Consider the following 26,112-nt stretch of genomic DNA (forward strand, 5'->3'; position numbering starts at 1 on the left):
GCAATCCACGTCAGCCTAACAGTCTTTGTTGACAACGTCACTCGCTCGATCGGCTTCCGCTCGGCATGACCGTTTCGGCCATCTCGAATGAGATGGTACCACCTTTGGGAAAGATCTGGACATCCCTGGCTCGTGACTCGTATCCATCGTCGAAGACAATCAAGAATGGAAACGCGCTGATTCGATCCTCTATCTGATCGAGGAGGCTGAACGTCTGGTTGTTGACGATCTCCTCGTATTCCTCGAACAACCGACGCAGCGATTCGGGCATCTGATCCACATGGACCGTTCCGGAGTAGCACCCTTTCGTGTATTCGACGTCAGCCGTCGCGATCGGATTTCGATCCCCGTTAAGGATCGTAACGACTCGATGCGGCATCATGGCTCCTCCATTACAGTGTCGACGAATGCCCGGGACAGACGGTCAAGCTTGCCATCGACGAATCCAGCGGCTCCGTCGGGATGAGTGATCCGAAAGTGATTCGGCAACCTCCGCGTTGGATCGGGCATGACATCGAAGCCAGCATATCGGATAGCATCCTCCGTCGTCGAACCCACGACTCTCGCGGATTCGAGGAGCTTTCTGGCACCCGGGAATGCCGCTTTCATCTGCTCCGCGGCCTCCGCGGGCGAGCCTCCCTTGAGAACGGAGATCCCAGGAGGCTCCAGCGTAGCCTCGGCTGGCTTCAGTCGTAGATTTTCGATGCTCCCCCCACCGATCCTGTGGATATCGCCGACCGCTCTCTTCGGTTCGACCACGGCTATCGGACAGACGGCTGTTTTCTGGGGGCGGCTCTCCTCAACCAGGCCGTTCTCCACCAGGACACCCCACCCGCAACAAAGGAGGAATGCGATTCCTCCAGCTCGAAATTATACCGTTGGACGGACCGTCGCCGAAGCGGCGATCCGTGACATTCGGAATCACCGAATCACCCAGGAGGACACCCGGCCCCATCCGTGAAGAGGCCGGGCGTGAGGCGGCAATCGTGCGGCAAAGACTACGGGTTGTCGCACGAACCTCTTTTGGTCATCAGGGACAGTGACACCGTCACTTCGACGCGGTCGCGCCGAAGTCGCCGTCGGCGTTTCGGTAGAACGTGTGGATGTGGTTGGCGTTGTTCTGCTCGTCGTTGAAGTCGATGAAGACGGTCGGTCCCTGGAGCCGGAAGGCGTGGGGCTTGGACGGATCCGTCGGGCCGAACCATGCGAAATGACCCTCGCCGTGGCCCGCCTTCAGCTTCTCCACCAGGTCGGCCGAGACCTCGTCCGGAAAGAGGTGGACGTAGGCTTCCAGGGCGGAGATCAGCAGCTTCTTCTGGTCGCCGTTCAGCTTCTGGACGTCAATGCCGTCGGAACCCGAGGCGAGCGGTTTGGCCGCGGCGGGCGACGCCGGAATTTTGGGGGCGACGTCGGAGAGGATGGCGGCCTTTTTCTGATCCGAATCAAGCGACGCCAGGAGCGCGTAGATCGGGTCCTGGATATCGGCCAGGTTCCGCAGCCCCTTGTTCGGTCCGTCCGCCACCGTCGCTGGATTCGCGCCGAACATGAAGGGGGTTGCCGAGACGATTTTGTTCCCCTTGAGCGTGTAGTTCAGCGAGAGGTGGTGTCCTTCCCAGCGCCATCCCCAGGAATCGCCGCCGGGGGTCCCGAAGACGCTGATGTAGTACAGCTCCGGGTCGCGGACGGGCCCCGTCCCCTTCTCCTCGATCCGGATGAGCTCCTCGTAGCTCATCGTGGTCGCCGCCGTAACGTAGCCCTTGTCGGAAAGGCCGGTGTTCAACAAGGCGAACGCGAGAGCGCGCTGGTAGGAGGTCAACTCCTTCAGCGGCAGGCCCTTGCGAGCCCTAGGAATCCAGTGCCAGTTGAGCCGCTCGGCGTCGTCGAAGGCGAAGGTCGCCTTGGCTCGCTGGGCGTCGTCGAGCGAGCCCAGGAATCGGCGGGCCGTTTCGGCCATCAGGTCGCCGGCCGAAGCGGCTCGGGTCTGAGCCGGGAACATGGAAGAGACGAGCAGGATCGTTGCGAGGGCGGTCAGGGGCCGCTTCATCGAGGGGGTCTCCTTGGCAGCGTCCGGTCGGGGCGGGAGTCGCACAAATCTTAAACAACCAGACGTAGCCGACCGGAAGCGGTCCGCCAAGGGGGGAACGCCGGAAAGCGTCGAGATGCGAGAGGTGAGGATCTCTGTTTGAGGTTGACCGATTCCGGCGCAATCCCTAAATTCTCGGCCGATTCGTCCTGGGACTTGAGACGATCTCGCAAATCAACCTAGGGAATGGGGAGACGCAACACGATGATCGCAAAGGATGGCGGTCGCACCGCCCAGGCTTGGGCTGCGGGCTTGACTCTCCTGGGGATCGCGACGGCCCCGCTGGCCCTCGCCCAGCAGGCCCCTCGCGGCCAGGCTCCCGCCGGCAAGGCGGCTACGGGCCAGCCGGCAAAAGCCGCCGTCGTCGCCAACGGACCGACGGCCGTCGAACAGAAGATTCCTGTCGACCCGAACTCCGCCATCGCCGTCGTCAACGGCCAGGAGATCAGCCGGAACCAACTCGCCGACGAATGCGTCGCGCGGAAGGGGAAGGAAATCCTGGAGACGCTCATCAACCGAGCGCTCATCGAGCAGGCGTTGAAGTCTCAGAACAAGAGCGTCACCGCCGCAGAGATCGACAAGGAGATCGACAGCGTGGCCGCTCGCTTCGGCATCGGCCGCGAAGCCTGGCTCCGGACGCTCGACAAGGAGCGCGGCATTAGCCCGTTCCAGTACGCTCGCGACATCATCTACCCCGCCCTGGCGATGCGTAAGCTCTGCGAGAACCGCGTCCAGGTCACGGATGAAGACCTCAAGCAGGCGCTTGAGTCCCAGTACGGCGACAAGATCCGCTGCCGGATGATCATGGTCGACACGCTCCCCAAGGCCCAGGACATCTGGGAGGCGCTTCGCAAGAACCCCGCCGGGTTCGAGAAGATGGCGCAGGAGCAGTCGATGGACCTGGCGACGCGCTCGCTCGGCGGCCTCCTCGGCGAGCCGATCACCCGCCACGCCCAGCCGACGAACGTCTCCGAGGCGGCTTTCTCCCAGCTCGTCGACGGCGACCCCGCCGACAAGGATCCCAGCCACAAGCCGAAGAACGGCGACTTCACCGGCCCTATCCAGGCCAGCGAAGGAGCGTGGATCATCCTCCGTCGCGAGGGGATCATCCCGTCCACCCCGAACATCACGCTGAAGGATGAGAACGTCCGCAAGAAGATCCACGAATTCGTCTATGAGCTGAAGCTCAAGGAGGCGATGGGCTTGGTCTTCGAGGAGATCGTCAAGAAGGCCGCCATCGAGAACCACCTCGTCGGCTCGGTGAAGCTGGCCAACGAGGAGAACCAGCCGGACTTCCGCGTCGACGACAAGGTGAAGCTGATGAGCAACCCCCAGTCGTCCACGCCTGAGCCCCAGGCGAATCAGGCCGCCGCGCCGGCCGCCGGAGCGGCTCGCAAGCTGCCGACTCCCGCCGCCGTCAGCCCCGAGACCGCCGCCGAGTTCGACAAGACCAAGGCCGTGTCCCGGCCTCAGTCGCCGACTGCTCCGTCGCCGGTCACGCCCTCGCCCGGCGCGCCTCACTGACCGCTCGCGACGGTCCGCCATCGCAAAGGGCCCTTGCCGACGGCGTCGCCGACGGCAAGGGCCGCGTCGTCACTGGACTTCCCCGGTCGCTTTTGAGACGGTGAATCAAGCGAATGACGAGGTCCAATCCTTTTCCGATCGTCCCGTCCCATCCGTCGGTCCGAATCGGCGTCTACCTGGCGCTATCGGCGATCGCTGGTTGTGGGACGGTGAAGACCACGAACACGTCCCGAACCGGCACCGAGCAACTCCTGCTCACCGACGCCTGGGACGCCGCCCTCTGCCGAATCGACTTTCGGCCTCTAACGGGCGTCCCCTGCTTCCTGGACACGGCCAACGTCACGGCCGTCGATCAGGGGTGGGTCGTCTCCAGTCTGAAGCAGGCGATGCTGCAGCAGGGCGTCCTGCTCCGTCCCAAGGCGGAGCAGGCCCAGTGGGTCGTCGAGGCCCGCGTCGGAGCTTACGGAACCGACCAGTACGACCTGCTCGTCGGCATCCCTCAGACGACGATCCCGGCGGTCGTGGCCGGCGTCGGCGGTACGATCCCGGAGATGTCGCTCGCCAAGCGAACCGACCAGCATGGCGTCGTGAAGCTGGCTCTGTTCGCCTATGATCGCGCCAGCGGCCACCTCGTCTGGACCTCGGGCACATCCCAGTCCAAATCGAACGCCAAGGACGTGTACGTCGGTGGCGTCGGCCCGATCCAGAGCGGGACGATTCGCAAGAGCACCGAGTTCAGCGGGATGAAGCTCCCCGTCCCCCAGGATCTGACCGGAGGGCTCGTCGGCCGCGCCGCGCCCGATACGGAGGGCCCGGCGGGCGAGGCTGCCCCCGCCCCCCTGCCCCCGTCGGCCACGACGAGCGACATCGAGTCGTTCTCGCCATGAGGTCGAAATCGTCGGTGATCACTCACTCAACCGACAGCTTCTCGACCTTCCACTCGCCTCCCTCCGACGAACCGACGATGACGTCGATCGTCGCGGGGATTGCCTTGCCTTTGACCTTGGCCGAGCCGTGGAAGCGGCATTCGGCCATGACGTGTCCTTCACGCTCGATCCTGCGGACCTCAGTGAACTCGGTCGGTCCCTTGAGCGCCGGGTGGGTTTTGATGTAGTCCCTCAGGTTTTCCAGACCCATGAGGGACTTGAACTCTGTCGAGGTTTCCTGCCAGGCCGATTCCAGCTTGCCGGCCTGGATTGCCTCCAGGAATTGCGAAGCGGCCTGCTGCGAGGCGTCCTTCGGCGGTTCGGGACCCGCTCCGCAGCCGGCCGAGGCCAGCGCGAGCATGGCCGCCGCAGCGATGGCGGACAGCGGACTCGGCCGTTGGGTCGTCGTCATGCTTCCTCCGAATCAGTACGAATCGGCGGAGATGGTTTCGCCGCCGGCCCTCGTACCCAGGCTCCGCCAAACCTGGCTGCTGATCGAATTCTTGACGTTCCGGACCGAGCCGTCCAGCATCAGGGTGTTGACCGCGCCTGGGTGAAAGCTGCGCGAAGTGACGGCCGCATACGTGGGCAGGGTGATCGATTCGCCGTCGCGCATTGATGTGTAATCCACGTCGTACGGCTGGCCGTTGACCGTCATCTGGACGGGATAGTTCGGCGTGATCGTCGTCGTGAAGCCGACCTCGTGGACGTCGCCTTCGACCCATTCCGTGTGGCCGTTCGAGTCGTACGTCCCGGTGATGAGGGGCGTCAGTGCGCCGACGTTGACGGGAGGCGCGACGCCGAGCGTCCCGGGGTTCTTACCGTCCCAGTAGTTGGGCTGGTACGCCTTGACCTCAGACATCGCCACAGTGTTGCTCAGGCCGTCGGTCATTGCGGCGGGGGTGAAAGCGCGATTGGGGATGAACGGGCCGTCGCCCGCCTGGTCCGAAGCCGGGTCGTAGACGAACCAGGTGCCGTGGTTGAAGCCGTAATTGCACGGGTAGTAGGTCAGCGTGGGAGTGATCCGGGGGCGGTCGTTGATTTCACTCGGACACATGTACGCCGCGACCCGAGTGGCGGCGAGCGTTGCATTGACGGTGAACTCGAACTCCGCGTTCCAGTTCACGGCGTTGTAGAGGTTGCCTTGCTCAAGGTGCGGGAGGATTCGAACGAGTCCCGACCAGGGCTGGAAGGTCCGATTGCGGGGCAGAACGGTCACCGGCGGGAAGGTGTCGTTGGTCGACATGTAGTTGTGCAGCGCCAGGCCGATCTGCTTCATGTTGTTGACGCATTGGGCCCGTCGAGCGGCCTCACGCGCGGCCTGCACGGCCGGCAGCAGCAGGGCGATCAGCACGGCGATGATCGCGATCACCACCAACAACTCGATCAGCGTGAAAGCCGTCCGGGGCCGGCCGGGCGCGGGCAAACGTCGTCGCAACATGTTTTCGACCTCCGAGCGATCGCGAACGAGTCCCCGAACCTCATCGGAGACCATCTCGCTCGAAGCTACCCTCCGCGAGGTCCGGGCGGGGGGGCTGTTCGGTTAGTTCTTTCTAACGGAGGCTGCGGCGACGGTGGTCGCGACGGGAAGAACGACCTGGAAGGTACTTCCCTCCCCGGGCGTACTTTCGGTTTCGACCGACCCGCCATGGCGTTCGACGACCGCCCGGACGATGCTCAGCCCCAGGCCGGTGCCGCCGGTTCGGCGGCTGCGTGAGGCGTCGACGCGATAGAACCGATCGAAGACCCGCGGCAGCGAGTCCGCGGGAATACCGACTCCTGTGTCGCTCACCTCGAACACGGCCCGGCTGTCGTCGTTGTGGCCGCGGATGGTCACCGCGCCGCCGGCCGGCGTGTATTTCAGGGCATTCTCAATGAGGTTGTCGAAGACCTGTCGGAGCAGGTCGGAATCTCCGGCGACGATCGCCTCGGGCAACTCCTCCATCCTCAACGAGACTCCGAGATCCGCGGCCGTTTGCGACGCCTTGTCGACGGCCTCGCGAACGATCTCGTCGAGCCGGAACGAGCGCCGGGGGAGTTCAACTCCGGCATCGTCGCCGGAGAGGAGCAGTAGTCGTTCGGCCAGTCGCGAGAGGCGCTCGGCTTCTTCAACGACGCTGCGCAGCGCCTCGCGGTAGTCTTCCGGAGATCGAGGTAGGATCAGGGCGACCTCGGCCTCCGCGCGAAGCGAGGCCAGCGGAGTTTTCAGCTCGTGGGCGGCGTCGGCCGTGAAGCGGCGGGCGGCGACGAATGCCTGGTCGATCCGGTCGAGCATGTCGTTCAGAGTCGTCGCCAGTCGACCAAGCTCGTCGCCCTCGTGGGCGACCTCAATTCGTTCTCCGAGATTTGCGGCGGAGATCCGCTGAGCGGCCGCCGTCATCCTTCCCACTGGCGCGAGCGCCCGTCCGGCCAGCCAGTATCCTCCGAGGGTCGAAAGCACCAGTCCTGCCGGAAGAATCGTCCATAAGACGCCTCTCAGGGCGATGAGATCCCGTTCATAGGATCGGAGCGGAGTGGCGATCTGCACGATCCTCCCATGCGTTGATCCTGTGACCACTCGGCTCTCGCCGATGTGGTCAATTCGCGCGTCCGAGTGATTCAAGGCCCCTTCGGCGGCTCCGAGCTGCGGGGGAGGAAGCGTCTGTCCGGCCAGTCCTGGGCTCTCAACCTCGATCCTGCCGCCCTGATCCAGGATCCGGAGGAGGTAGACCTCGTGAAAGGCCGCCGGCGATCCTTCCAGGATCTCGGTCGGCTTCCCGTGGACCAGTCGCTCAGCCGCCTCCTGGAACTCGAAGTCGAGCATGCCGTCGATCCGCCGCAGGAGGGCCTGCGCCAGCAGCATGTAGAGGGCCAGGCCGAGGCCGGCGATCGTCGCCATGACGAGGGCGGCGTTCCAGGCGGTGAGGCGGACGCGGAGGCTCGCCCGGGGCATGGTTGGGTTCAGCCTTTCAGCAGATAGCCGACGCCGCGGACAGTCTGGATGGCGTCCGATGCGCCCACTTTCTCGAGCTTCTTCCGAAGGTAATTGACGAAGACGTCGATGACGTTCGTCTGGACGGCGGCCGGGTCGCGCCAGACGTCGTTGGCAAGCTGAGCCCGGCTGACGACCTGGTCGACTCTGCGAATCAGGTATTCGAGCAGTTCGCACTCGCGGATGGTCAGGTCGACCTCTCGGGCGTCGCAGATCAAACGGCGATGGACGCGATCGAGGTCGATCCGACCCGCCCGCAGAAGGGACGCCTCGCCAGACGTCCTCCGCCGCAGGCACGACCTCAGCCGCGCCAGCAATTCCGACCACGCGAACGGTTTGGCCAGATAGTCGTCCGCGCCGAGGTCCAGCCCTCGCACGCGATCCTCGACGCTCCCTCGCGCAGACAGGACGAGAATCGGATTCGGAAAACCGCCGGCGCGAAGTTCGGTCAGGACTTCAACTCCGTCGCGCCCGGGGAGCATCAGGTCCAGAATCAGGCAGTCGAAGGGCTCCTCACGAGCGAAGGCCAGGCCGAGGTCGCCGTCCTCGACGGCCGTAACGTCGTAGCCCTCGTCGGACAGCCCCCGTTGAAGGGCGCGACGGAGCTTGTCTTCGTCCTCGACGATCAGGATACGCGGCATGACGACCTCGAAGGTCCAACCTGGGTTCGCAACCCGGCGACAGACCATCATATCCGGCCGGCCTCATGCCTTCAGCCCCGGCGCGAGTCTGGACAATCCCCGGGCGCATGCCGCATAGTGGGGCTCTGACCGGCTCGCCCGCCTTTTCTCCACGATCCTGGAGCACCCGCGACATGGCTGCGTCCGCGCCTGTGGACATCCGCAACTGGATCCGCGACATCCCCGACTTTCCCAAGCCCGGCATCCTCTTCAAGGACATTACGCCGCTGCTGGGAAACGCGGACGCATTCAAGACGTCGATCGATCTCCTCGCCGAGGAGTTCCAGGGGAAGGGCATCGACGTGATCGCCGCCGCCGAGGCTCGCGGCTTCATCTTCGGGGCCCCGCTCGCCGTCCAGATGGGGGCCGGCTTCGTTCCCATCCGTAAGCCGGGCAAGCTGCCTTACGCCACGATCGCCCAGGAGTACGCGCTCGAATACGGCAGCGACCGCCTTGAGGTTCACTCGGACGCCCTTGGGCCGGGTCGCCGGGTCCTCCTCATTGACGACGTCCTGGCCACGGGAGGCACCATGTGCGCCTGTCGCGACCTGGTGAAATCGACGGGGGCCGAACTGGTCGCCTGTGCGTTCGTGATCGAACTTTCTTTCCTCGGCGGGCGTCCGAAGCTGGAACCGTGCGAGGTCTTCAGCCTCGTCACCTACTGACGACGAATTTCGCTCCTCCTCTTCAGGGAACGACCGTGGATCAGCGCTGGATCGCCGACCGTATGTCCCGCATCGACGCCTCGGGAATCCGCAAGGCGTTTGAACTGGCGAAGGCCATGAAGAATCCGATCGACCTGTCGATCGGCATGCCTTACTTCGACGTCGACGACGCGATCAAGGACGCCGCCTCCAAGGCGATCCACGACGGCCGGAACCAGTACTCCGTGACGATGGGGCTACCCGAGCTGCGGGAGGCGATCCGCGGCTCGATCGCTCACTTCGGCCATGCGGACCGCGAGGTCATGGTGACGTCCGGGACCGCCGGCGCCCTGATGCTGGCGATCTGTGCGACGGTGAACCCTGGGGACGAGATCATCGTTTTCGACCCTTACTTCGTCATGTACCAGCACCAGACGACGCTGGCCGGCGGCGTCACGGTGGTCGTCGACACCTACCCCGACTTCCGTATCCACCTGGACAAGGTCGCCGCTGCGATCACTCCGCGGACGAAGGCGGTCATCGTCAACAGCCCGAACAATCCTTCAGGCGTGGTCGCCACGCCAGATGAGTTGAAGGCGCTCGCCTTGCTCTGCAAGGACCGCGGCATCCTTCTGATCAGCGACGAGGTCTACAACTGCCTTTGCTATGACGGCGAATACCGCTCGCCGGCCGAATGGAACGACGAGGTCCTCGTCGTCGATGGCTTCAGCAAGACCCTGGGCATGACCGGCTGGCGGCTTGGCTTCGCGCACGGTCCAACTCAGATCATCCAGGAGATGGCCAAGCTTCAGCAGTTCACCTTCGTCTGCGCGCCGACCCCGTTACAGCAAGGCGTCGCAAGCGTCCTCTCCAAGGGGAAGCTCGACATGCACGAGCAGATCGAGACCTACCAGCGCAAACGCGACATGATCGTTGAAGCCCTTGACGGCCTCTACGAGTTGGCCCGTCCCCTGGGGGCCTTCTACGCCTTCCCCAAGGCCCCGTGGGGAACGGCCTCCGAGTTTTGCGCGGAGGCGATTCGCCGCGAGTTGTTGGTGATCCCCGGGAACGTCTTCAGCCGACGGGACACCCACTTCCGCATCTCGTACGCAACGTCCGACGAGACGCTGAAGCGGGGCCTCGACGTGCTTCGCGGCCTGGCGAAAAAGGCCTGAGCCAAACGCTCAGGCGCTTTCCTTCTTCCGCTCGGACTTCGAGTGCGGGACCGGGGTGGATTCGAAGAGGTTCCGCTCCTTGCGGACCACCTCGGGGGTGACCACGTACTTCCCCTTGTCCTTCGAGACGCGGTCGGGAAGCTCGTACATCACGTCGAGCATAATCTCCTCGACGATCGACCGCAGACCGCGGGCGCCGGTGTCCTTGGCCTTGGCCATCTTGGCGACCTCGGCAAGGGCCTCGTCGGTGAACTCGACGTCGGCGCCTTCCATCTCGAAGAACCGCTTGTACTGGCGGACCAGCGCGTTGCGGGGCTCGGTCATGATCTTGACGAGAGTGCTCTCGTCGAGCGGCATGAGCGGGCAGAGCACGGGAAGTCGACCGATGAACTCGGGGATCATGCCGAATTCGAGCAGGTCGTCGGAGGTCGCACGCGAGAGGAGATCGCCGAGGTCGGTGTGCTGCTCGGTCTGGGTCTGACTTCCAAAGCCGATCGTCTTGCGGCCGACCCGCTTGGCGATGATGTTCTCCAGGCCGACGAAGGTCCCGCCGCAGATGAACAGGATGTTGCTGGTGTCCATCTGGATGTACTGCTGCTCAGGGTGCTTGCGGCCCCCCTGCGGCGGCACATTGGCGACCGTCCCTTCGAGCATCTTCAAGAGAGCCTGCTGGACGCCCTCGCCCGAGACGTCGCGGGTGATCGAGACGTTGTGGGTCGTCTTGCCGATCTTGTCGATCTCGTCGATGTAGATGATGCCCCGCTGAGCGGCTTCGAGGTCGAAGTCGGCGGCGTGCAGCAGCTTCAGCAGGATGTTCTCGACGTCCTCGCCGACGTAGCCGGCCTCGGTGAGCGTGGTCGCGTCGCCGATGGCGAAGGGGACGTTGAGAATCCGGGCGAGCGTCCGGGCCAGCAGCGTCTTGCCGCAACCGGTGGGGCCGATCAGCAGGATGTTCGACTTGTCGAGCTCGACTTCCTGCTCCGGATCCTCGCCGTGCACCAACCGCTTGTAATGGTTGTGCAGGGCGACCGACAGGACCTTCTTGGCTCGATCCTGGCCGATCACATAGGCGTCGAGCTGGGTCTTGATCTCGCGAGGCGTGGGGATGTCGGTGAAGAGAGTCTTGGGCACGCCGCGACGTCGACGCTCTTGGTCGAGGATCGACTGGCACAGTTCGATGCACTCGCCGCAGATGTAGACGTCGCCGGGGCCTTCGACGAGCGGGCCGACGTCGCGATAGCTCTTCCGGCAGAAGGAACAGAAAGCGTTCTTCTTGGTGCTTCCCGCCGAGCCGGAGGATAGCCCCCCGCCGCCGGAACGCTTGCCACCGCTTCCGGAGCCCCCACCCGTGACGTCCTTACCTGACGGCATACCAAGCCCTTTCATCCCGCCAAGGGATCAAGCCGTTCTTTCCCGATCTTGCGAGGGACCGAAGGACGTGATCGAGCGGGAGAACGCCCGCCGATTCCGAGGCCCCGTGACGCCTTCCGCAAGTCCTGGAATAGAAAAGGGAGAACCTCACCGACGCAATCGAGCAGCCTACCGAATGAAGCCCGGGCGACGAGGGCGGCTCCTGCGAATCCTCGGTGGAGAAGCGTCGTCGGGCCGGGGTCCCTTCAAAATAGGACTCCGACGCAATCGCGGTCGCTCCCTCCTTGGTACGGACCGCCCCGACCAATCTCATTCTAGAGCACCCTTTTCGATCAAGCAAGTCCGCTCGTGACTCCCCGCTTAATCGCGATCCATCCATGCAGATCGTACCGATTGAGCGGCGTCTCGAAGAGTTTTTACGAAGGCTCGACGCCCCACGCCGAAGGAGCGGCCGCCACGGCGGCGATCAGTCGCCGGCTCGCGGCGCTGAAGGTCAACGCGTGCAGACTGTCGGCCTTCACCCAGGATACCTCCGACATTCCCGGCCCAGGAGCCACCTCCGACTTCCCCTTTGCTCGACGACCGGCGAAGGCGTCCAGCCTCACCCTGTAACGCGTTACTCCGTAGTTAAGCGACTTAACGAGATCGCCGACTTGAACTCGAACCCCCGTCAAGCGTTCGACCCCATCGGCCAACTCGACTGGCATGCCGAACGAACGGCTTGCCGGGTCAGGGCCCTCGCGGTGGATCGTCGGAAACTCCCAGAACCCGGCCCAGAGTCCAGGACCCGCCCGTCGGACCACGAGAACGCGCGGACCATCCGCGACCACGGCGCAGGCTTCGACGACGGCCGTTGGCGGTGCCTTCGCCGTCGCCTTTGGCAACTGCTCCTGGATGCCGAGTCGCCGACCCTCGCAGAGTTGGGATACGGGACAGAACATGCAGCGCGGAGAGCGGGGCGTGCATATCAGGGCCCCCAACTCCATCATTGCCTGGTTAAACTCCCCCGCTCCGCTAGGAGGAACGAGTCTGGCCGCGGCATCCCAGAGCCGTTCCTGCGAGGCGGCCGTCCCAACGTCCTCGTTCCAGGCGAGCAGACGTGCCAGAACGCGACGCGAGTTCGCCTCGACGATCGGCTCGGGGCGGTCGAACGCCTGTGAGAGGATCGCCCCCGCCATGTAACGACCGACGCCGGGCAGGGCGCGGACGGCCGTAGGGTCGTCGGGAATCCGGCCGCCGTGGAGTTCCACGACGGCTTTCGCCGCGGCATGAAGCTGGCGAGCCCGCCGGTAGTAGCCAAGGCCCTCCCAGGCCTTCAGCACTCGTTCCTCATCGGCCCTGGCCAGAGCCTGAACGTCGGGGAACTCTCGGAGGAAACGTTGGAAAAAGGGGACCACGGCGGCCACCGTCGTCTGCACCAACATCATTTCCGAGACGAGGATCCGGTAGGGGTCTCGGTCCGCTCGCCAGGGGAGATCGCGCTTCTCTTCCTCGAACCAGGCTAGCAACCGACTACGAACCGAAGCCAGCCAACCTGCGTCACCATCCGGACCCATCCAACCCCACCCTTTCCCAGCCGTGGGCCCAAAAAAATCTCCGACGGCTTCGACAGTAATTGGGCTCCGGGAACCATTGTTAGGTGAGTGAACAAAGAAAGTAAGTCGCCCAGGCGGAGAAGAGAACTCACTCCGAGAAAAATTTTCCCCGCCTCCTTTGACTTATTAGGCCGTCCGAGTAGATTTGCGTGTCCGGGAATAAATCGCCAAAGATATCCCTTTATCGCAGGCGATCGGCCCGCATGTCGGATTCGTTGTCGAATCGATCGGTCCTCAGTCTCATCATTCGCCCGCCTAAGGATGGACCTTATGAACGCCACGATTCTCTCGATTCGCCCGGGTCGCGATCGCTTGGTCCAGAACATGGAGAATGGCTCGCTTCTCGACCATGTTCGAGGTTTGAGCAACTTCGACCTTGCCGACAGACTGGTTCACGTTTGGTGTCGCAATGAACGTCGGTTGGGGAAGCTGGATGTGCTCGCCGAGGACATCGCCTCGATCCGGCGGCGGCTGGCGACGCCGGGCGCCTCGCGGGGACTCGCCGAGGCAAAGCTCCAGCAACTGATCGACACACGCGAGGAATGCCTGGCTGAGGCTCACTCCGACGAACGTCTGGCAGCGGCTCTCGTGCAGGAATGGCGGTCCAGGCATCTGGATCCTCCCGCGCTGCGACTCGCCGCAGGCGGCTGATACGTTGGCCGGCCCCGATCCCGCCATCCCTCATTTGGATGTCCCGCATGCGGGATTCCAGCGGGAGGGGATTCTCGAGTGAACCGACTGCTGGTGTCCTGGTTAGAGCGAGGCGGATGACCATGAACGCAACAACGCTCCCCTGCCCCCCGTCGGCCGACCATCGCCGATCGGCCCCTGCCTTCTCAGGTCGATCGAACCCCTGGAAGACGTCGAACGCGACGGAGAAAGGGCGATCAGCCCCAGCCTACCCGGACAAGTGCCGGCCCAGGTCGACTCGGCCGCCGCTGAGTCAATCGCAGCGAGATCTCGCGGAGCGTTACGTCCCGCTGGCTCGGTCGCAGGCGAAGAAGTTCGCGAAGTCCTGCCCTTGGGCCTACGACGATTTCCGGGCTTCGGCCAGTCTGGCTCTTGTCGAGGCGGCCCAGACGTTCGACCCCGATCGGGGCATCGACTTCGCCACCTACGCCCGCCACAGGATTCACGGCGCTCTGGTGGACGCCCAACGCGAGCTTTTCTCCGACGGCTGGCGTGGGGCCAAGGAACTTCGTCCTCGGTTCCGCCCGCTGGATTCTGACGAGAACCGCGGAACGTTCATCGGCCAACACGCAGAGGAGCCTGTCGGGGCGAGCCTGGAAGCCCGTGACGACGTCGACCACTGGCTGCGCAAACTCCCTCCCCGCCATGCCGAAGCCTTTCGCCACATTTATCTGGACGGCAAGACGCAGGAGGAGACGGCCGACCTGGTGGGATGCTCAAAGGCAGGGATGTGCCGCTTGCACCGCGAACTCCTCGATCGAATCCGGGATCTTGAGGGCGGTCGCCCACCGTTGCTCATGGCCGTCTGAGGAGCAAAGCAGGCCGGGCCCGGCTCCCGCGAGCGAATCGCGAGGGCCGGGCCCGGTTTGTTTTCGAAGATCGAGCTGCGATTCGATCGATCAGGCGGCGCGGTCGCTGAAGAGCGACGGGTAGGCCCGCTCGTGGAGGAACTGCTGCATCGTTCCGACGACGAGCCGCTGTTCGGACTCGGTCAGTTCGGGATAGATGGGCAGGGCGATCGTCTCGCGGGCGGCGGCTTCCGTTTGGGGGAAGTCGCCGTGCTTGTGGCCGAGCGAGGCGAAGCAGGGCTGCAGGTGGAGCGGGATCGGGTAGTAGATCTCGGTCCCGATCTTCCGGTCGCTCATCCGCTGCCGCATTTCATCGCGGATCGTCGCGGGGACGCGGACCACGAACTGGTTGTAGACGTGGTAATTGCCGGGCCGCTCGATCGGGAGACCGACCATCTCCTCAAGGCCGTGAGCTGCGAAGAGGCTGCGGTAACGGTCGGCGACCTCGCGACGGGCGGTGGTCCACTCGTCGAGGTGACGGAGCTTCACGCGAAGCACGGCAGCCTGCAGGGCGTCGAGCCGCGAGTTCAGGCCGACTTCATGGTGGTGGTACTTCGGCTCCATGCCGTGGACCCGAAGGCGGGCGATCCGACGGGCGAGGACCGGGTCGTCGGTCGCAACCATGCCGCCGTCGCCGAAGCCGCCGAGGTTCTTCGACGGATAGAAGCTGAAGGCGGCGACCGTTCCCAGCGTCCCGGTGCGACGACCCTCGTAGGCCGCACCGATCGCCTGGGCGGCGTCTTCCAGCACCATCAGGTTGTGGCGTTCGGCGATCTCGCGGATCGGGTTCATATCCGCCGCCTGGCCGTACAGGTGGACGGGGATGATCGCCTTGGTCCGGGGTGTGATCGCGGCTTCGATCTTGGCCGGATCGATGTTGAACGTGTCGGGCTCGATGTCGACGAAGACGGGCCGGGCGCCGGTGCGCCAGATCGAGCCGCCGGTGGCGAAGAAGGTGTATGGGCTGGTGATCACCTCGTCCCCAGCGCCGAGGTCGATGGCCATCAAGGGGAGCAGAAGAGCGTCCGTCCCCGAGGCGCAGCCAACGGCGTGGGCCGCGCCGCAGTATTCGGCGATCTCCGATTCGAGGCTGCTGACCTCGGGGCCCATGACGAAGCCCTGAGTTTCGAGGACCTCGCGGACGACCGGCTCGATCTCATCGCGGATCGTGCGGTACTGGGCGCGCAGATTGAGCGCGGGAACCCCGGTCGGTTCGTACGGTACAGCCATGGTTCGTCACTCCTTCGACGCCTGTAGCAGTCGCGACCTAAAGGGCGCGCGCGAGCGAAATGCTCTCGAGGTGGCGTCTCCCTCCTTGGAGTAGATCGGCGGAGGATTTCTATCTCTTCGGTGAAAACACGTCAAGGTGAGCCGGTGCAGTCTTCCGGATCAGACGGACCGGCCTCTCCGGCCCGATCCTTGCATTCTGCCATTAGCTCGTGGACGCGAGCCTCGACGAGTCGGTCCAGCAGGGGATGCGGTCCGAGCGGCGGGCCGAGCACGAAGTCGACTCCGGGGTGCTCGGCCGCGAGATCCTCCCGCGCTGCGGAGAGGTCCCTCATGATATGGATGCCCGCAGCCAGAAAATACGGAATCATGAGCACGCGCTTCGCCCCCTTCGCCACGCAGCAGGCGCCGCCGGCCGGGATGTCTGGCTCAGCGAGTTCGAGAAAGGACGCCACGACGATTGGGTATGGGCCGGAGGTGGAGAGCCTCTCCGCCAGCTCGCGAAGGTCCGCGTTGGCTGGTTCCAGACGGCTGCCGTGGGCGATCAGGAGGACGGCCGTCTCGTCATGACGCATCAATGGGGTATCCTCGGACGGGTGGCGAGAGTCGACATCTATTGTAGCAGAGGGGCGGCGATGAGCTGGGTCCACTACGCCTTGCTGTCGGCCTTCTTCGCGGGCCTGACGGCGGTCCTCGCGAAGATCGGCGTTTCGGAAGTTCCCTCAAACCTGGCGACCCTGATCCGGACGCTGGTGGTCGTCGCGTTCGCCTCGGCGATCGTCGCGGCCTCTGGAGACGCGCGAGCCGTCCGCACACTGAGCGCACGCGACTGGCTGGCGTTGGTGTTTTCAGGCCTGGCGACCGGCGCATCGTGGCTCTGCTATTTCGCCGCCCTGAAGAGCGGCCCGATCTCCGGAGTGGCTCCGATCGACAAGCTCAGCTTCGTTGTGGCGATGACGCTGGGGGTCGTCGTCCTCAAGGAGCCGATCCGACCTTTGACGATCGTCGCAGCGATCTTGATTGTGGCGGGAGTCGCATTGACCCTTCCTTCGGTGCAGGACTCGCTGAAACGATTGTTCACCTAGTTCGGGTTGCATCGATTCTCACGCGGGCGACTCGACTCAGGGGAGCTTTCTAGCTCAAGGCGTTCGTGACTCTCGCCGATGCGAGAGATGCGGCGAAGTTTCGCCCTCATTGATGCTCACCTTGATCCGCACCGAGGTCCGTCTTGCCCGGCATCCCCGGAGCCTGTTCGCTCATCTCTGGCTCGCCGATTGGCCGGGGCATTTTCGCCCTCGCGCTGGCGTTCGTCTGCGGCTGCAGGACGATGGACGTCGGCCCGGTGGTGACGACGAAGATGACCGCGCCTGCCGCCACGGCAGAGTCACGCTTCGACTGTGCCTGTCGCGAACGGCGCGAGGGCGCGAGGCTGGAGCGCCGGGGGATCGACGCCGCCGTCGACCGGTATTACGAGGCCACTCTGCAAGCCGCGTCACTGCTGAGCTCGGAACTCTCCGCGACGGGGGGCGACTCCGAGAGCGTCGTCCGCACGCGAGGCCTGTACAACGGCTGCCTCGCCGACTGCTTACGCGCAGGGCAGAAATTCGGAAGGCTCGATCCCCGATCCACGCTTCTGGTCAACACGTCGCAAGGAACGCGGAGCATCCCCGTACGACATGTGGGATTCGTCTGGAAGCCCGACGATTTCGTCCGACTGGTCGACGCCGATTCGGTGCCGGCTAACCCGAACGCTCGCGCCTGCCATCACTCACCGGGCCTCGGCGCGAGTGTCTCCTTCCAACGTCCCAACCCACGGAGGGAGGCTCAGGACGACTATCTGCCCCGGATCGCCACGTTCAACGCCACGGCCGTTCTTCGACCCGAGACGGGCTCGCCGGACGGGGCCGTCCTGGAACTGTACGACCCTCTTCGCGTGAAGACGGTCGCGTTTGGATCGTCGCCTGCCGTGCCGCTCGGGGCCGACTACGGATTGGCGGCGGGACTGGCTTATGAAATCCAGGAATCGCGCGGGCCGTACGCACTGGCGGGGTTCGCTATGCCGGAGCGGATGCTCTCGCAGGCGGACCTCCGGATGCTGGAGCCCTATCAGCCGGGGAAAAAGCCATTCGTTCTGGTCCACGGCCTGCTTGCCGACCCGTTCATCTTCACCGATATGATCGTCGCTCTGGAGAAGACGCCGAGATTCCTGGATGAATATCAGATCTGGGTCTTTCGGTATCCCACTGGCGTGACGTTCGTTCGGACTGCGGCGATTCTTCGCAAGTCGATCGAGGATCTTCCTCGCACCGTCGATCCCGCCGGGTCCGACCGGGCGCTCTCCGACTGGACGATCCTGGGGTATAGCATGGGCGGGTTGCTGACTCGACTTCAGACCTGCTGGAGCGACGACGCCCTGTGGAACTCGATGGCGACTCGTCCGCTGGATTCCCTTTCCATGTCAGACGAGGCGCGACGAACGGCCCGAGATCTCTTCTACTTCGAGCCCTCGCCGCGTATCCGTCGGGTGATCTACCTGGCGACGCCCCACGACGGCGCCTCCCCGGCGATCGCCTCGGCGAGTTGGCTCACGACGCGGATCGTCCAGCGCCCGGCCGATACCCGCCGGCTGATTCAGGAAGTGGAAGCCGCCAACCCGGGCGCGCTCCGTCCTGGACTGCGCGACCTCCCCAGCAGCGTCGACGCGCTGGCGGCGTACAGCCCTCTTTTGCCGGTGGTCCGTCGACTCCGCTCCGATCCCAACGTGACGTTCCACACCATCGCGGGCACCGGCTTTCACCCGGCCGACGACGGCCACGGCGACGGCGTCGTCCCGCTGACGAGCGCGCATTTCGACGAAGCCGCGACCGAGCATCACGTCCGCGCCTTTCACAACACGATCTACTACAACTCGGACACGATTGACGAAGTGCGCCGGATCCTGGGCCTCACATCGCCGGCCTTCGCCTCAGGGCCGTGATCGGACGGACGCCAATTCCGAGAGCAAGGCGTCAACGGAAGCTGGCTTGATCATGTGTCGGTCGAACCCCTCCGCCAGCGCCCGCCGACGGTCGTGTTCGCTGCCGTAGCCGGTCAGGGCGATCAGGAAGAGGCTGGGGCCTTCGGCAAGCTCCCGCAAGCGTCCGGCGAGGGTGTAGCCGTCCATGCCGGGCAGGCCGATGTCGAGGATGGCCGCGTCGGGCTGGAATCGTGCGGCCACGTCCAAACCGGACGGTCCGTCGAACGCCGTTTCGACTTCGTGCCCAGCGGACTCCAGGAGCTTCGCCAGGGAACAGGCGGCGTCGGTGTTATCGTCCACCACGAGGATGCGCCGCTTGACTCCCCTTCCCTCGCCCGTCGGCGGGGGTTGGGACTGACGGACGGCCCGAGCCTGCGCGAGGGGGAGTTGAACCGTCATCGTGCTCCCCTGGCCGGGGCCGTCGCTCGTCGCGGTCAGATCGCCGCCGTGAAGTCGGACGAGGGAGCGGGCGATCGTGAGGCCGACTCCCAGCCCCCCCTGGGAGCGGTCGATCGAGGTCTCGGCCTGCGCGAAAGGATCAAACACACGGGCGAGCACCTCGGGCGTCATCCCCACGCCCTGGTCGTGCACCTGAACGACCGACTGGTCGCCGTCGGCGACGGCGGAGACCGTGATCGTCCTCCCCTCCTCGCTGTATTTCGCGGCGTTCGCCACCAGGTTCACGAGCACCTGTTCAATCCGCGCTGGATCGGCGACGACCGTCAGCGGTTCATCGGGAAGGTGGATCTCGATTCGATGTCGTCGGGCGTCGACCGACGGTCGGGCGGTTTCAACGGAGCGCTCCACGACCGCGCGCAAATCGATCTCCTCGCGTCGGAGGGTGATTTTCCCCCTTCGGATGCGCGAGACGTCGAGCAGGTCGTCCAGGAGTCGTGAGAGTTGACGCGTCTGCCGGTCGACGACATCGCCGCACCAGCGGAGGTCGGGGTCGTCCGGGGCTTTCATGCAGAGGATCTGGGCCGCGTTCGAAGCCGCCGAGATCGGGCTGCGCAGCTCGTGAGCCAGCATCGCGAGGAATTCGTCCTTGCGACGGTCGGCGTCGCGGAGATCTTCCAGGAGTTGCTCGCGTTCGCGTTCGGCCCGTCGTTGTTCGGTGATATCAAGGAAGACGGCCACGCAGCCGCGCGTCGCTCCCTGTTCGTCGAACAGCGGTTCGACGCTCTCGCGAAGGTGAATTTCCCGGCCGTCGTCGAAGATGACGTCGACTTCGACATTCCTCAGGCCGATGCCCGTCCGCGCGGACGTTTGCATCGGCAGCTCCTCGGGCGTCAACTCGCGACCGTCCTGAAACGGCTTGAAATTGGTCGGCCGTTCCGAATCAGGCGCTGAAAGCGAGACGTTCTCACCCACGGGCGTTCTGAGCATGGCTGAAAGCGTCGGATTCGCTCGAATCGAGCGACATTGCGGGTCCTCGGCGATTCCCACGCCGATGGGCAGCACATCGAGGACCGTCTGAAGTTCAGCGGCCTGGCGAACCAGCGAGCGGTTCAGGCGGAGGATTTCCTCCTCGGCTCGTTTTCGTTCGGTGATGTCCTCGGCGACGTAAAAGAAGCGGTCTCGGCCGCCAGCCCCTGGGCCCATGTGGGTGACGACCACGCCCTGCCAGCGGCGCCCGTTTTCGTCCTCCTGATGGTCCTCGAAGTGGACCGGCCGGCCCAACCTCTGGCTGGCCCGATAGGCGGAGATCCAGGCCTTCATAGTCGCGGGGGGGACGCCCAGATCCTTGCCGTCCCAGAGTCCGTCCGTGGCCCCGGCCGCCAGTCCGAACGACCGGCACGTCGCGGGATTGTCGAAGACGTGCAGAACGTCGTCGTCGGACTCGGTCAACTCGACGACGCCCATCGGCAACGGAACGCTGTGGAGGATCTGCCGGAAGAGCGCCGCGTGTCGCGACCGGACCTCCATCGGCCCTCGCGGAGGGGTCACGTCCTGCCAGACCGACTGCACGGCCGCGAGTCCTCCCGAGCGAATACGTCGGGAATGAACGGCGATCTGGCGGAGGTCTCCCGACTTCGTCCTTTGAACGCCCTCGAACCGCCCTCGGCCGTTCGTAAGTACCGCCGACAGCCGGCGACGAATCGCCTCCGGATCGGTCTCGACGTAGACGTCCCCCAGGGTCAGCGATCCGAACTCGGCGCGGGTGTAGCCCAGGGATTCGCAGGCGGCGTCGTTGAAGTCCAGAAACCGTTCCGTCTTCGGGTCGATCACCACGACGCCGATCGGAGACTGCGCCAGCAGGGCCCGATACTGAGACGTCTCGTCGGCGGGCGACGGCCCAGCGATGGGGTGGATCAAGGACGTCCGCCGGGCCGGGCCGCCGGAATCGACGCCGCTCGACTCGATTTCAACCATCGTCCACTTGCCGTCGGCGCGAAACAGCCGCTTTCGCATTCGGTACGAAGCCTGCGTTCCGTCGCGCAGGCGAAGGATCTGGGCTCGTTCCGCCTCGGCGTCTTCGGGATGCGTGAAGTCCTCCACGGCCCTGCCGATCAGGTCGTGCCGGGATCGCCCCAGAATCTCGCAGAGCCGCGCGTTGACGTCGATCCAGCGGCCGTCGGCGTCGACCAGGTCGAGTCCGACGAGCCGGCTGTTCCATAAAGGCGTCTGACGAACGTCCCCCTCGGCGGCGATCTGCGGCGCGGAAGATTGCATCATGCCCTCGACAGGAAACCCGGAGACGCGTTCCGGAGCCTCTCCGGGTTTGTCTCGTTCATCGTCTGACGTTGACGCGAACACTCAGCGACGAGCCGTCGTCGCGACCGTCGTGGTCGCGGCGGCGTCGAAAGGCCTCGGTGGTTCGCGGACGATGCTGTAGTCGTGAACCAGCAGCCCGGAGCGGCCGACGAAGAAATCGAGATCGTCGGTCACTTCCAGATTAAACACCTCAGCGGTCGGACCGGGCTCGACGGCGACGACGACGCGCGTCGCTCCGACCGCTCGCACGGTATCGCCGACCTTCAGATCGCGAGCCATCGTCCAGCCGATTCCCGGCTTCCAGAAACGGTGAATCCCCGTCGCTCCGATCGTTTCACCGTCGAAATTGAGCTTGAGAGTCGCCGTCGGCGGGTTGCGATGGATGGCGACGACGGTCTTGTAGGAGATCGCGCCAGTCTCCACATTTTGAGACAGCACCAGGTCTCCCACCGCGACCTCCTCAATCGCGCTCAGGCCGGTCAGCGTGCGGACGGGCGTTCCTGCGACGAAGCAGGAGTGGTGGGCTCTCACGGTATACGGCGATTGGATCTCCTGGATCTGCTGGTACGTCGGCTTCGACTCAGAACTCGGCGACTCGTAGGCATAGCCGAGATGGTCGTTCCACCAGCCTTTCCAGGCATCCTGGTCCTCGCCGAGGTCCTTTCCCGTTACAGGTCTGGCGACGGCCAGAGCCCGATCGTTGACGGCGCGGATCTGGGAGTTCATCGATTCGATGGTCGCCACGTCGTTGCGAATGGACTGCTGAGCTTCCCGGATGCGGTTCTGCTCGTCCTCGAGCACTCTCGCGATCTCGCGGTCGCGGCGGACGGCCTCGAGATAGAAACCCGCGGGTAACGTCACGTTCCGAGACGCAGCGGCTGCTGCTCCACTCAGCAAAGGCGAAGCGGGAGTTCCAACGACCGCCGTCGGCGAGGCGACCCGCAGCCAGTCCTGGGCGATGGCCGGGAGCGGCAATTCGGTCTGAAGCGGCATTCCGTCGGCAAAGATCCTTCGAGGAATCTGCGCGGGATCGGTCGCCCATATCCGGTATTTCTTGTCGATGTTGTACCGCTCGCCTTCCACCAACAGGGCGCCCTGATCGCCTCCCAGCCCCACAGGTTTGGCGGTATATCGGAAAGGTTTGTGGATCAACTCCAGAACCGGATCAAGGAAGTCTCCGGGGTCGCGACGCATCAACATCCCGATGGAAAGACCGCGCACCTCCGCGAATGGGCTGAACACCGCAAGCTCTGCCAGCGCGAGCGACGCGGATCGGCCGTCGATTCGTGCGAACGATTCGGCCGCTCGGCTCTGAAGGCGGGGATCGTCGCGAACGAAGGCGTTCCAGATCGGCGTCACGGCGAAGGGGTCCGTGATCGCGTCGAGCTTCTCCTGGGCCTTGAGCCGCGTTTTCTCGTCCTTACCGGTGTAGTCGCTGCGTGCCTTGTCCAGGACGGGCTTCCAGCGGAGATCGGCGAGTCGCTGGGCTTCGGCTCGGGTCTTCTCGGCGACGGCTTCCTCGGGGAGCATCCACCGACCACCCGTTTTGCGATAACCAAGCTTCTTCCGGAGCGACTCTCGGTTCGGATCGAGCCGGAGGACGGCTTTGTAATGCGCGAGGGCTTGCTCCGGAAGCCCGTGTTGCTCGCACCAGCGAGCCAACTCACGCTGAGGTTCCGCCCGGTCGGCGGTCGCGGCTCGCTTCGCCAGATACTGCTTCATCGTCTCCTGGGCGATCGGGTCGTTGTCCAGCGTGGCGCGGGCCTCTTCCGGCCGCACCCAGCGGCCGTCGTGGCTGACCATCCCGAGAAGCCCGCGCGCTGCCGCGTTGTCGGGCGCGATCAGGACGGCTCGGGTGAGATGTTTGAGACGCTCGGCCGCCATGCCGCGACTCTCGCACCAGAGCGCCAACGCGACCTGGCCGTCGGCGTCGCGCCCGGCTTCCGCCGCGATGGTTTGGTACTCCCTCAGATCCTCGTCCGTCGGTCGCGAGGTCGGGGATTGCTGCAGGGTTATCGACGCGGAAAGGAAGAGCGCGACGATCATCTTCACCCCCGTCAGTGAGCTGCGATGTGAACGGTTCGTTCCGCGGGGTCTGTCGAAATCATCTTAGGCGTGACGCAACCCAATTCGAAGAGAAATGACGAAGATCCTCGTAAGTCTTAGGAGTCCATGGGTACGTGACGCACGCGGGCGTGCAGCATGGACTTACGCGACGAGGGGCAGTCCGCTTGACCGTTCCACCGTCGAAACACTAAGATTCTGTTTGATTTATGGTCCGATCGAGGAGTCCCTCTCGCGGGGACCGCGAGCCAGGGCGAGAGGTGAGCAGGATGAAGAACGAACCGACCCCCCATCACAATCCCGTCGCGCCGGCCGCCCCGGTGAAACACCAGTACGAGCACGCCACGCCGACGGTGATCCACGACCCCGAAGAGGACATGATGCTCCTCGCCCGGTGGGTCCATCGGGCGATGAAGGACCCGGCGCGGTTCTGGGGATGGGTTCTCGGCATCTGCGCAGCGGTTCTCGGGCTCGTGGTGGTCGCCAACCTTCTCACGTCGGGCGGCTCCTCCACATCGAACCTGTGGACGGACGTCGAAGCGGCTCGGAGCGCGGACGACCTCACCCAGATCGCCACGAACAACCCTCGGTCGCCGGTCGCCCCCTGGGCGCTGCTCCAGGCGGCTTCGAGACTCTATGAGTCCGGGATCAACGACCTCCCCGGCAATACCGACCCTGCGCTTCAAAGCCTGAAGAAGGCGATTGACCTCTTCGACCAGATTGGTCGAACCGAGCCCAAGACGTCTCCGGTGGCCCTGGCCGCGGCGTTCGGCAAGGCCCGCGCTCTGGAGGCTCGCAACGAGCTTCCCAAGGCCGTCGACCAGTACAAGCTCGTCGCCGACACCTGGCCGGATTCGCCCGAAGCCGCCGAGGCCAAGAAGCTGGCCGCCTCCCTTCAGAAGCCCGAGGCAGCGACGTTCTACAAGGATCTCTACGCTTTCAAGAAGCCGGTCGTCGCGCTGCCCCCGCTGGGGTCGCAGTCTCTGGATTTCCCGGTCAATCCCGCACCGGCTAATTCGATCCTGCCGACGGTTCCGCTGATCCCTCCGCCGACCTCATCGCCTTCGCCGGCCGCTGAGACCGCTCCTGCTGCGGCCACGCCGGCGGCTGACGCCCCCAAGACGGAGACTGCCCCGGCTGCGACGCCGGCCGAGGCTCCGAAGACCGACGCCCCCAAGCCCTGAGGTCGGGACCCTTCGCTCCCAGACGACCCGACCATGCACCCGAGTCACCCGGTCCCCACGATGTCGGAGACCCCGCTTTCCGAGACGCCCCAGGAGTTCGAGGTCAAGCCGCGGACCGATGGTCGGCGGCTTGACGCCTATCTGGCGAGTCGGTTCATCGACTACTCCCGAAGCGTCCTGCAGAAAGTCATCGAGGCCGGCGCGGTTGAGGTGAACGGGCGGGTCGTGCGGGCTTCTTACAAGATCCGGGCCGGTGATAAGGTCCGGATCTCGCTGCCGCCGCTGCACGACTCGACCCCCGTGGCCGAAGACATCCCCATTGAGGTCGTCTACGAGGACGAACACCTGACGGTCGTGAACAAGCCGGCCGACATGGTGACGCACCCCTCGCGGGGCAACTGGCGCGGGACTCTCGTCAACGCGATCCAGTTCCATTACGACCAGCTTTCCACCGTCGGCGGTGAGGAGCGGCCGGGGATCGTCCACCGCCTCGACCGTGACACCACGGGCCTGCTGGTGGTCGTGAAGACGGATCTGGCTCATCGCCGGTTGGGGCTTCAGTTCGAGCATCGCCAGGTCCACAAGGAATACATGGCGATCGTGTACGGCGTCCCCCAGCGCGACAGCGACTACATCGAGAAGCCGATCGGCTTCCACCCGATCGTTCGCGAGAGGATGGCTGTACGCGAGATCTCCGACGGCGGCCGCGACGCCGTCACGTTCTATGAGGTCGTCGAGCGATTCCAGGGTTTCGCCCTGGTGCGCTGCAAGCCTCGAACGGGTAGGACTCACCAGATCCGCGTCCACCTGGCCAGCATCGGCCACCCGATCATCGCCGACAAGCCGTACTCCGGTCGCGATCGAGTGACGCTCGCCGATCTGGAGGTCGAAGGCGCAGTCGCCGACGATCCTGCTTCGCTCCTGATCGAGCGGCAGGCCCTCCACGCCCAGGCCCTCCGCTTCTCCCACCCCATCACCGAGGCTCCCGTCGAACTGTTCGCCCCTCTCCCACCGGACATGTCGAAGACCCTGGAAGCCCTTCGTTCCCACCGCCCCGAGATCTCCGCTTCGAAGCGGTCCCGTTGACCGGCCGATCGCCGATTCAAGCTCGGTGTTTTGTCGTATCATCCATATAGAAGCGCCGCGTAAGAGCCGCCGTGGTTCGTGGGGCTTCGCACTCGCATTCAAGAGCTCAACGGCCTGCTTGCGGCGTGAAATCGGTCCAAACAAAGCCAATTGAGCGAGTCGTTCATCGGTCGCAACATGCTGCGGAATAGTGATTTGTGAAGTCTGATCTGTCGATCGGGTTCGGCGAGCGAACCCAATCTAACCCGAGCCCGGACATCGCGTGAAAAGGGCCGGATGTGAGGATTGAGAGGGAGGGTTGCCGACGCGAGGG

The 26,112-nt window shown here is 64.7% G+C and carries 23 protein-coding genes; 10 read left to right on the plus strand and 13 right to left on the minus strand.

Annotated features, from left to right (window positions below):
- Positions 1-37: 37 nt before the first annotated feature.
- The 3 genes from G5C50_RS03380 to G5C50_RS03390 form a co-directional block, all read right to left on the minus strand.
- Positions 38-280 (minus strand): hypothetical protein, encoded by a 243-nt coding sequence (locus tag G5C50_RS03380; RefSeq protein WP_206107569.1) that lies wholly within the window; start codon positions 278-280, stop codon positions 38-40.
- Positions 281-378: 98 nt separating this feature from the next.
- Positions 379-819, minus strand: a complete 441-nt coding sequence (locus G5C50_RS03385; RefSeq protein ID WP_165064944.1) for a hypothetical protein — start codon at positions 817-819, stop codon at positions 379-381.
- Between the two features lie 229 nt (positions 820-1,048).
- On the minus strand, positions 1,049-2,044 hold the full coding sequence (locus G5C50_RS03390; RefSeq protein ID WP_165064947.1) for a DUF3500 domain-containing protein: 996 nt from the start codon (positions 2,042-2,044) through the stop codon (positions 1,049-1,051).
- A gap of 243 nt (positions 2,045-2,287) precedes the next feature.
- On the opposite strand from G5C50_RS03390, the gene G5C50_RS03395 reads away from it, so the two are divergent.
- Both G5C50_RS03395 and G5C50_RS03400 read left to right on the plus strand, forming a co-directional pair.
- Positions 2,288-3,607 carry a peptidylprolyl isomerase gene (locus G5C50_RS03395; RefSeq protein WP_165064951.1) on the plus strand — a complete coding sequence of 440 codons (1,320 nt, stop codon included), beginning with the start codon at positions 2,288-2,290 and terminating at the stop codon, positions 3,605-3,607.
- A gap of 113 nt (positions 3,608-3,720) precedes the next feature.
- The gene (locus G5C50_RS03400; protein ID WP_240906941.1) at positions 3,721-4,494 is read left to right on the plus strand and encodes a DUF6655 family protein; all 774 of its coding nucleotides are present in this window, start codon (positions 3,721-3,723) and stop codon (positions 4,492-4,494) included.
- Between the two features lie 22 nt (positions 4,495-4,516).
- Here G5C50_RS03400 and G5C50_RS03405 read toward each other — a convergent pair whose 3' ends face one another.
- From G5C50_RS03405 to G5C50_RS03420, 4 genes are all read right to left on the minus strand, one after another.
- Positions 4,517-4,945: a hypothetical protein gene (locus G5C50_RS03405; RefSeq protein ID WP_165064954.1), complete on the minus strand. Its 429-nt coding sequence runs from the start codon at positions 4,943-4,945 to the stop codon at positions 4,517-4,519.
- A gap of 12 nt (positions 4,946-4,957) precedes the next feature.
- The gene (locus G5C50_RS03410) at positions 4,958-5,974 is read right to left on the minus strand and encodes a DUF1559 domain-containing protein (RefSeq protein WP_165064957.1); all 1,017 of its coding nucleotides are present in this window, start codon (positions 5,972-5,974) and stop codon (positions 4,958-4,960) included.
- A gap of 102 nt (positions 5,975-6,076) precedes the next feature.
- Entirely contained in the window at positions 6,077-7,465 is a 1,389-nt protein-coding gene (locus G5C50_RS03415; RefSeq protein WP_165064960.1) for a heavy metal sensor histidine kinase, read from the minus strand.
- A gap of 8 nt (positions 7,466-7,473) precedes the next feature.
- The gene (locus G5C50_RS03420; RefSeq protein ID WP_165064963.1) at positions 7,474-8,145 is read right to left on the minus strand and encodes a response regulator transcription factor; all 672 of its coding nucleotides are present in this window, start codon (positions 8,143-8,145) and stop codon (positions 7,474-7,476) included.
- Positions 8,146-8,318: 173 nt separating this feature from the next.
- Between G5C50_RS03420 and G5C50_RS03425 the strand changes: the two genes are divergently transcribed.
- Together G5C50_RS03425 and G5C50_RS03430 are read left to right on the plus strand one after the other, a co-directional pair.
- On the plus strand, positions 8,319-8,849 hold the full coding sequence (locus tag G5C50_RS03425) for an adenine phosphoribosyltransferase (protein WP_165064966.1): 531 nt from the start codon (positions 8,319-8,321) through the stop codon (positions 8,847-8,849).
- A gap of 35 nt (positions 8,850-8,884) precedes the next feature.
- On the plus strand, positions 8,885-10,003 hold the full coding sequence (locus G5C50_RS03430) for a pyridoxal phosphate-dependent aminotransferase (RefSeq protein ID WP_165064969.1): 1,119 nt from the start codon (positions 8,885-8,887) through the stop codon (positions 10,001-10,003).
- A gap of 9 nt (positions 10,004-10,012) precedes the next feature.
- Here the strand turns inward: G5C50_RS03430 and clpX are convergent, their stop codons facing one another.
- Together clpX and mutY are read right to left on the minus strand one after the other, a co-directional pair.
- Positions 10,013-11,374, minus strand: a complete 1,362-nt coding sequence (clpX, locus tag G5C50_RS03435) for an ATP-dependent Clp protease ATP-binding subunit ClpX (protein ID WP_165064972.1) — start codon at positions 11,372-11,374, stop codon at positions 10,013-10,015.
- Between the two features lie 416 nt (positions 11,375-11,790).
- Positions 11,791-12,930 (minus strand): A/G-specific adenine glycosylase, encoded by a 1,140-nt coding sequence (gene mutY, locus G5C50_RS03440; RefSeq protein ID WP_165064974.1) that lies wholly within the window; start codon positions 12,928-12,930, stop codon positions 11,791-11,793.
- Between the two features lie 309 nt (positions 12,931-13,239).
- Here mutY and G5C50_RS03445 point away from each other — a divergent pair, with 309 nt between their 5' ends.
- Together G5C50_RS03445 and G5C50_RS03450 are read left to right on the plus strand one after the other, a co-directional pair.
- Positions 13,240-13,620 (plus strand): hypothetical protein, encoded by a 381-nt coding sequence (locus tag G5C50_RS03445; protein WP_165064977.1) that lies wholly within the window; start codon positions 13,240-13,242, stop codon positions 13,618-13,620.
- A gap of 122 nt (positions 13,621-13,742) precedes the next feature.
- Complete coding sequence (locus G5C50_RS03450; protein WP_165064980.1) at positions 13,743-14,468, plus strand: sigma-70 family RNA polymerase sigma factor; 726 nt, start codon at positions 13,743-13,745, stop codon at positions 14,466-14,468.
- Positions 14,469-14,558: 90 nt separating this feature from the next.
- On the opposite strand, the gene G5C50_RS03455 is transcribed toward G5C50_RS03450, so the two are convergent.
- Positions 14,559-15,737, minus strand: a complete 1,179-nt coding sequence (locus G5C50_RS03455) for a DegT/DnrJ/EryC1/StrS family aminotransferase (protein ID WP_165064983.1) — start codon at positions 15,735-15,737, stop codon at positions 14,559-14,561.
- 131 nt (positions 15,738-15,868) lie between these two features.
- On the minus strand, positions 15,869-16,309 hold the full coding sequence (locus G5C50_RS03460) for a sirohydrochlorin chelatase (RefSeq protein ID WP_165064986.1): 441 nt from the start codon (positions 16,307-16,309) through the stop codon (positions 15,869-15,871).
- Positions 16,310-16,369: 60 nt separating this feature from the next.
- Here G5C50_RS03460 and G5C50_RS03465 point away from each other — a divergent pair, with 60 nt between their 5' ends.
- Positions 16,370-16,819, plus strand: a complete 450-nt coding sequence (locus G5C50_RS03465; protein ID WP_165064988.1) for an EamA family transporter — start codon at positions 16,370-16,372, stop codon at positions 16,817-16,819.
- A gap of 143 nt (positions 16,820-16,962) precedes the next feature.
- The gene (locus G5C50_RS03470; protein WP_165064991.1) at positions 16,963-18,711 is read left to right on the plus strand and encodes an esterase/lipase family protein; all 1,749 of its coding nucleotides are present in this window, start codon (positions 16,963-16,965) and stop codon (positions 18,709-18,711) included.
- Here G5C50_RS03470 and G5C50_RS03475 read toward each other — a convergent pair.
- A complete protein-coding gene (locus tag G5C50_RS03475) occupies positions 18,700-21,423 on the minus strand; it encodes a hybrid sensor histidine kinase/response regulator (RefSeq protein ID WP_165064994.1) in 2,724 nt (907 codons plus the stop codon). The two genes, G5C50_RS03470 and G5C50_RS03475, sit on opposite strands and share 12 nt — an antisense overlap.
- An 84-nt stretch (positions 21,424-21,507) precedes the next feature.
- A complete protein-coding gene (locus G5C50_RS03480; RefSeq protein ID WP_165064997.1) occupies positions 21,508-23,511 on the minus strand; it encodes a polymorphic toxin-type HINT domain-containing protein in 2,004 nt (667 codons plus the stop codon).
- Between the two features lie 287 nt (positions 23,512-23,798).
- Between G5C50_RS03480 and G5C50_RS03485 the strand changes: the two genes are divergently transcribed.
- A complete protein-coding gene (locus G5C50_RS03485) occupies positions 23,799-24,713 on the plus strand; it encodes a tetratricopeptide repeat protein (protein WP_165064999.1) in 915 nt (304 codons plus the stop codon).
- Positions 24,714-24,746: 33 nt separating this feature from the next.
- Positions 24,747-25,799 (plus strand): RluA family pseudouridine synthase, encoded by a 1,053-nt coding sequence (locus G5C50_RS03490; protein ID WP_240906942.1) that lies wholly within the window; start codon positions 24,747-24,749, stop codon positions 25,797-25,799.
- Positions 25,800-26,112: the final 313 nt, after the last annotated feature.

The organism is Paludisphaera rhizosphaerae (assembly GCF_011065895.1).
GTDB lineage: Bacteria > Planctomycetota > Planctomycetia > Isosphaerales > Isosphaeraceae > Paludisphaera > Paludisphaera rhizosphaerae.

Bases quoted from the DNA above. Each gene is read 5' to 3' on its own strand.
- G5C50_RS03390 (WP_165064947.1), bottom strand. From the start codon at position 2,044: ATGAAGCGGCCCCTGACCGCCCTCGCAACGATCCTGCTCGTCTCTTCC.
- G5C50_RS03395 (WP_165064951.1), top strand. From the start codon at position 2,288: ATGATCGCAAAGGATGGCGGTCGCACCGCCCAGGCTTGGGCTGCGGGC.
- G5C50_RS03400 (WP_240906941.1), top strand. From the start codon at position 3,721: ATGACGAGGTCCAATCCTTTTCCGATCGTCCCGTCCCATCCGTCGGTC.
- G5C50_RS03405 (WP_165064954.1), bottom strand. From the start codon at position 4,945: ATGACGACGACCCAACGGCCGAGTCCGCTGTCCGCCATCGCTGCGGCG.
- G5C50_RS03410 (WP_165064957.1), bottom strand. From the start codon at position 5,974: ATGTTGCGACGACGTTTGCCCGCGCCCGGCCGGCCCCGGACGGCTTTC.
- G5C50_RS03415 (WP_165064960.1), bottom strand. From the start codon at position 7,465: ATGCCCCGGGCGAGCCTCCGCGTCCGCCTCACCGCCTGGAACGCCGCC.
- G5C50_RS03420 (WP_165064963.1), bottom strand. From the start codon at position 8,145: ATGCCGCGTATCCTGATCGTCGAGGACGAAGACAAGCTCCGTCGCGCC.
- G5C50_RS03425 (WP_165064966.1), top strand. From the start codon at position 8,319: ATGGCTGCGTCCGCGCCTGTGGACATCCGCAACTGGATCCGCGACATC.
- clpX (WP_165064972.1), bottom strand. From the start codon at position 11,374: ATGCCGTCAGGTAAGGACGTCACGGGTGGGGGCTCCGGAAGCGGTGGC.
- mutY (WP_165064974.1), bottom strand. From the start codon at position 12,930: ATGGGTCCGGATGGTGACGCAGGTTGGCTGGCTTCGGTTCGTAGTCGG.
- G5C50_RS03445 (WP_165064977.1), top strand. From the start codon at position 13,240: ATGAACGCCACGATTCTCTCGATTCGCCCGGGTCGCGATCGCTTGGTC.
- G5C50_RS03450 (WP_165064980.1), top strand. From the start codon at position 13,743: ATGAACGCAACAACGCTCCCCTGCCCCCCGTCGGCCGACCATCGCCGA.
- G5C50_RS03455 (WP_165064983.1), bottom strand. From the start codon at position 15,737: ATGGCTGTACCGTACGAACCGACCGGGGTTCCCGCGCTCAATCTGCGC.
- G5C50_RS03460 (WP_165064986.1), bottom strand. From the start codon at position 16,309: ATGCGTCATGACGAGACGGCCGTCCTCCTGATCGCCCACGGCAGCCGT.
- G5C50_RS03465 (WP_165064988.1), top strand. From the start codon at position 16,370: ATGAGCTGGGTCCACTACGCCTTGCTGTCGGCCTTCTTCGCGGGCCTG.
- G5C50_RS03475 (WP_165064994.1), bottom strand. From the start codon at position 21,423: ATGCAATCTTCCGCGCCGCAGATCGCCGCCGAGGGGGACGTTCGTCAG.
- G5C50_RS03480 (WP_165064997.1), bottom strand. From the start codon at position 23,511: ATGATCGTCGCGCTCTTCCTTTCCGCGTCGATAACCCTGCAGCAATCC.
- G5C50_RS03485 (WP_165064999.1), top strand. From the start codon at position 23,799: ATGAAGAACGAACCGACCCCCCATCACAATCCCGTCGCGCCGGCCGCC.
- G5C50_RS03490 (WP_240906942.1), top strand. From the start codon at position 24,747: ATGCACCCGAGTCACCCGGTCCCCACGATGTCGGAGACCCCGCTTTCC.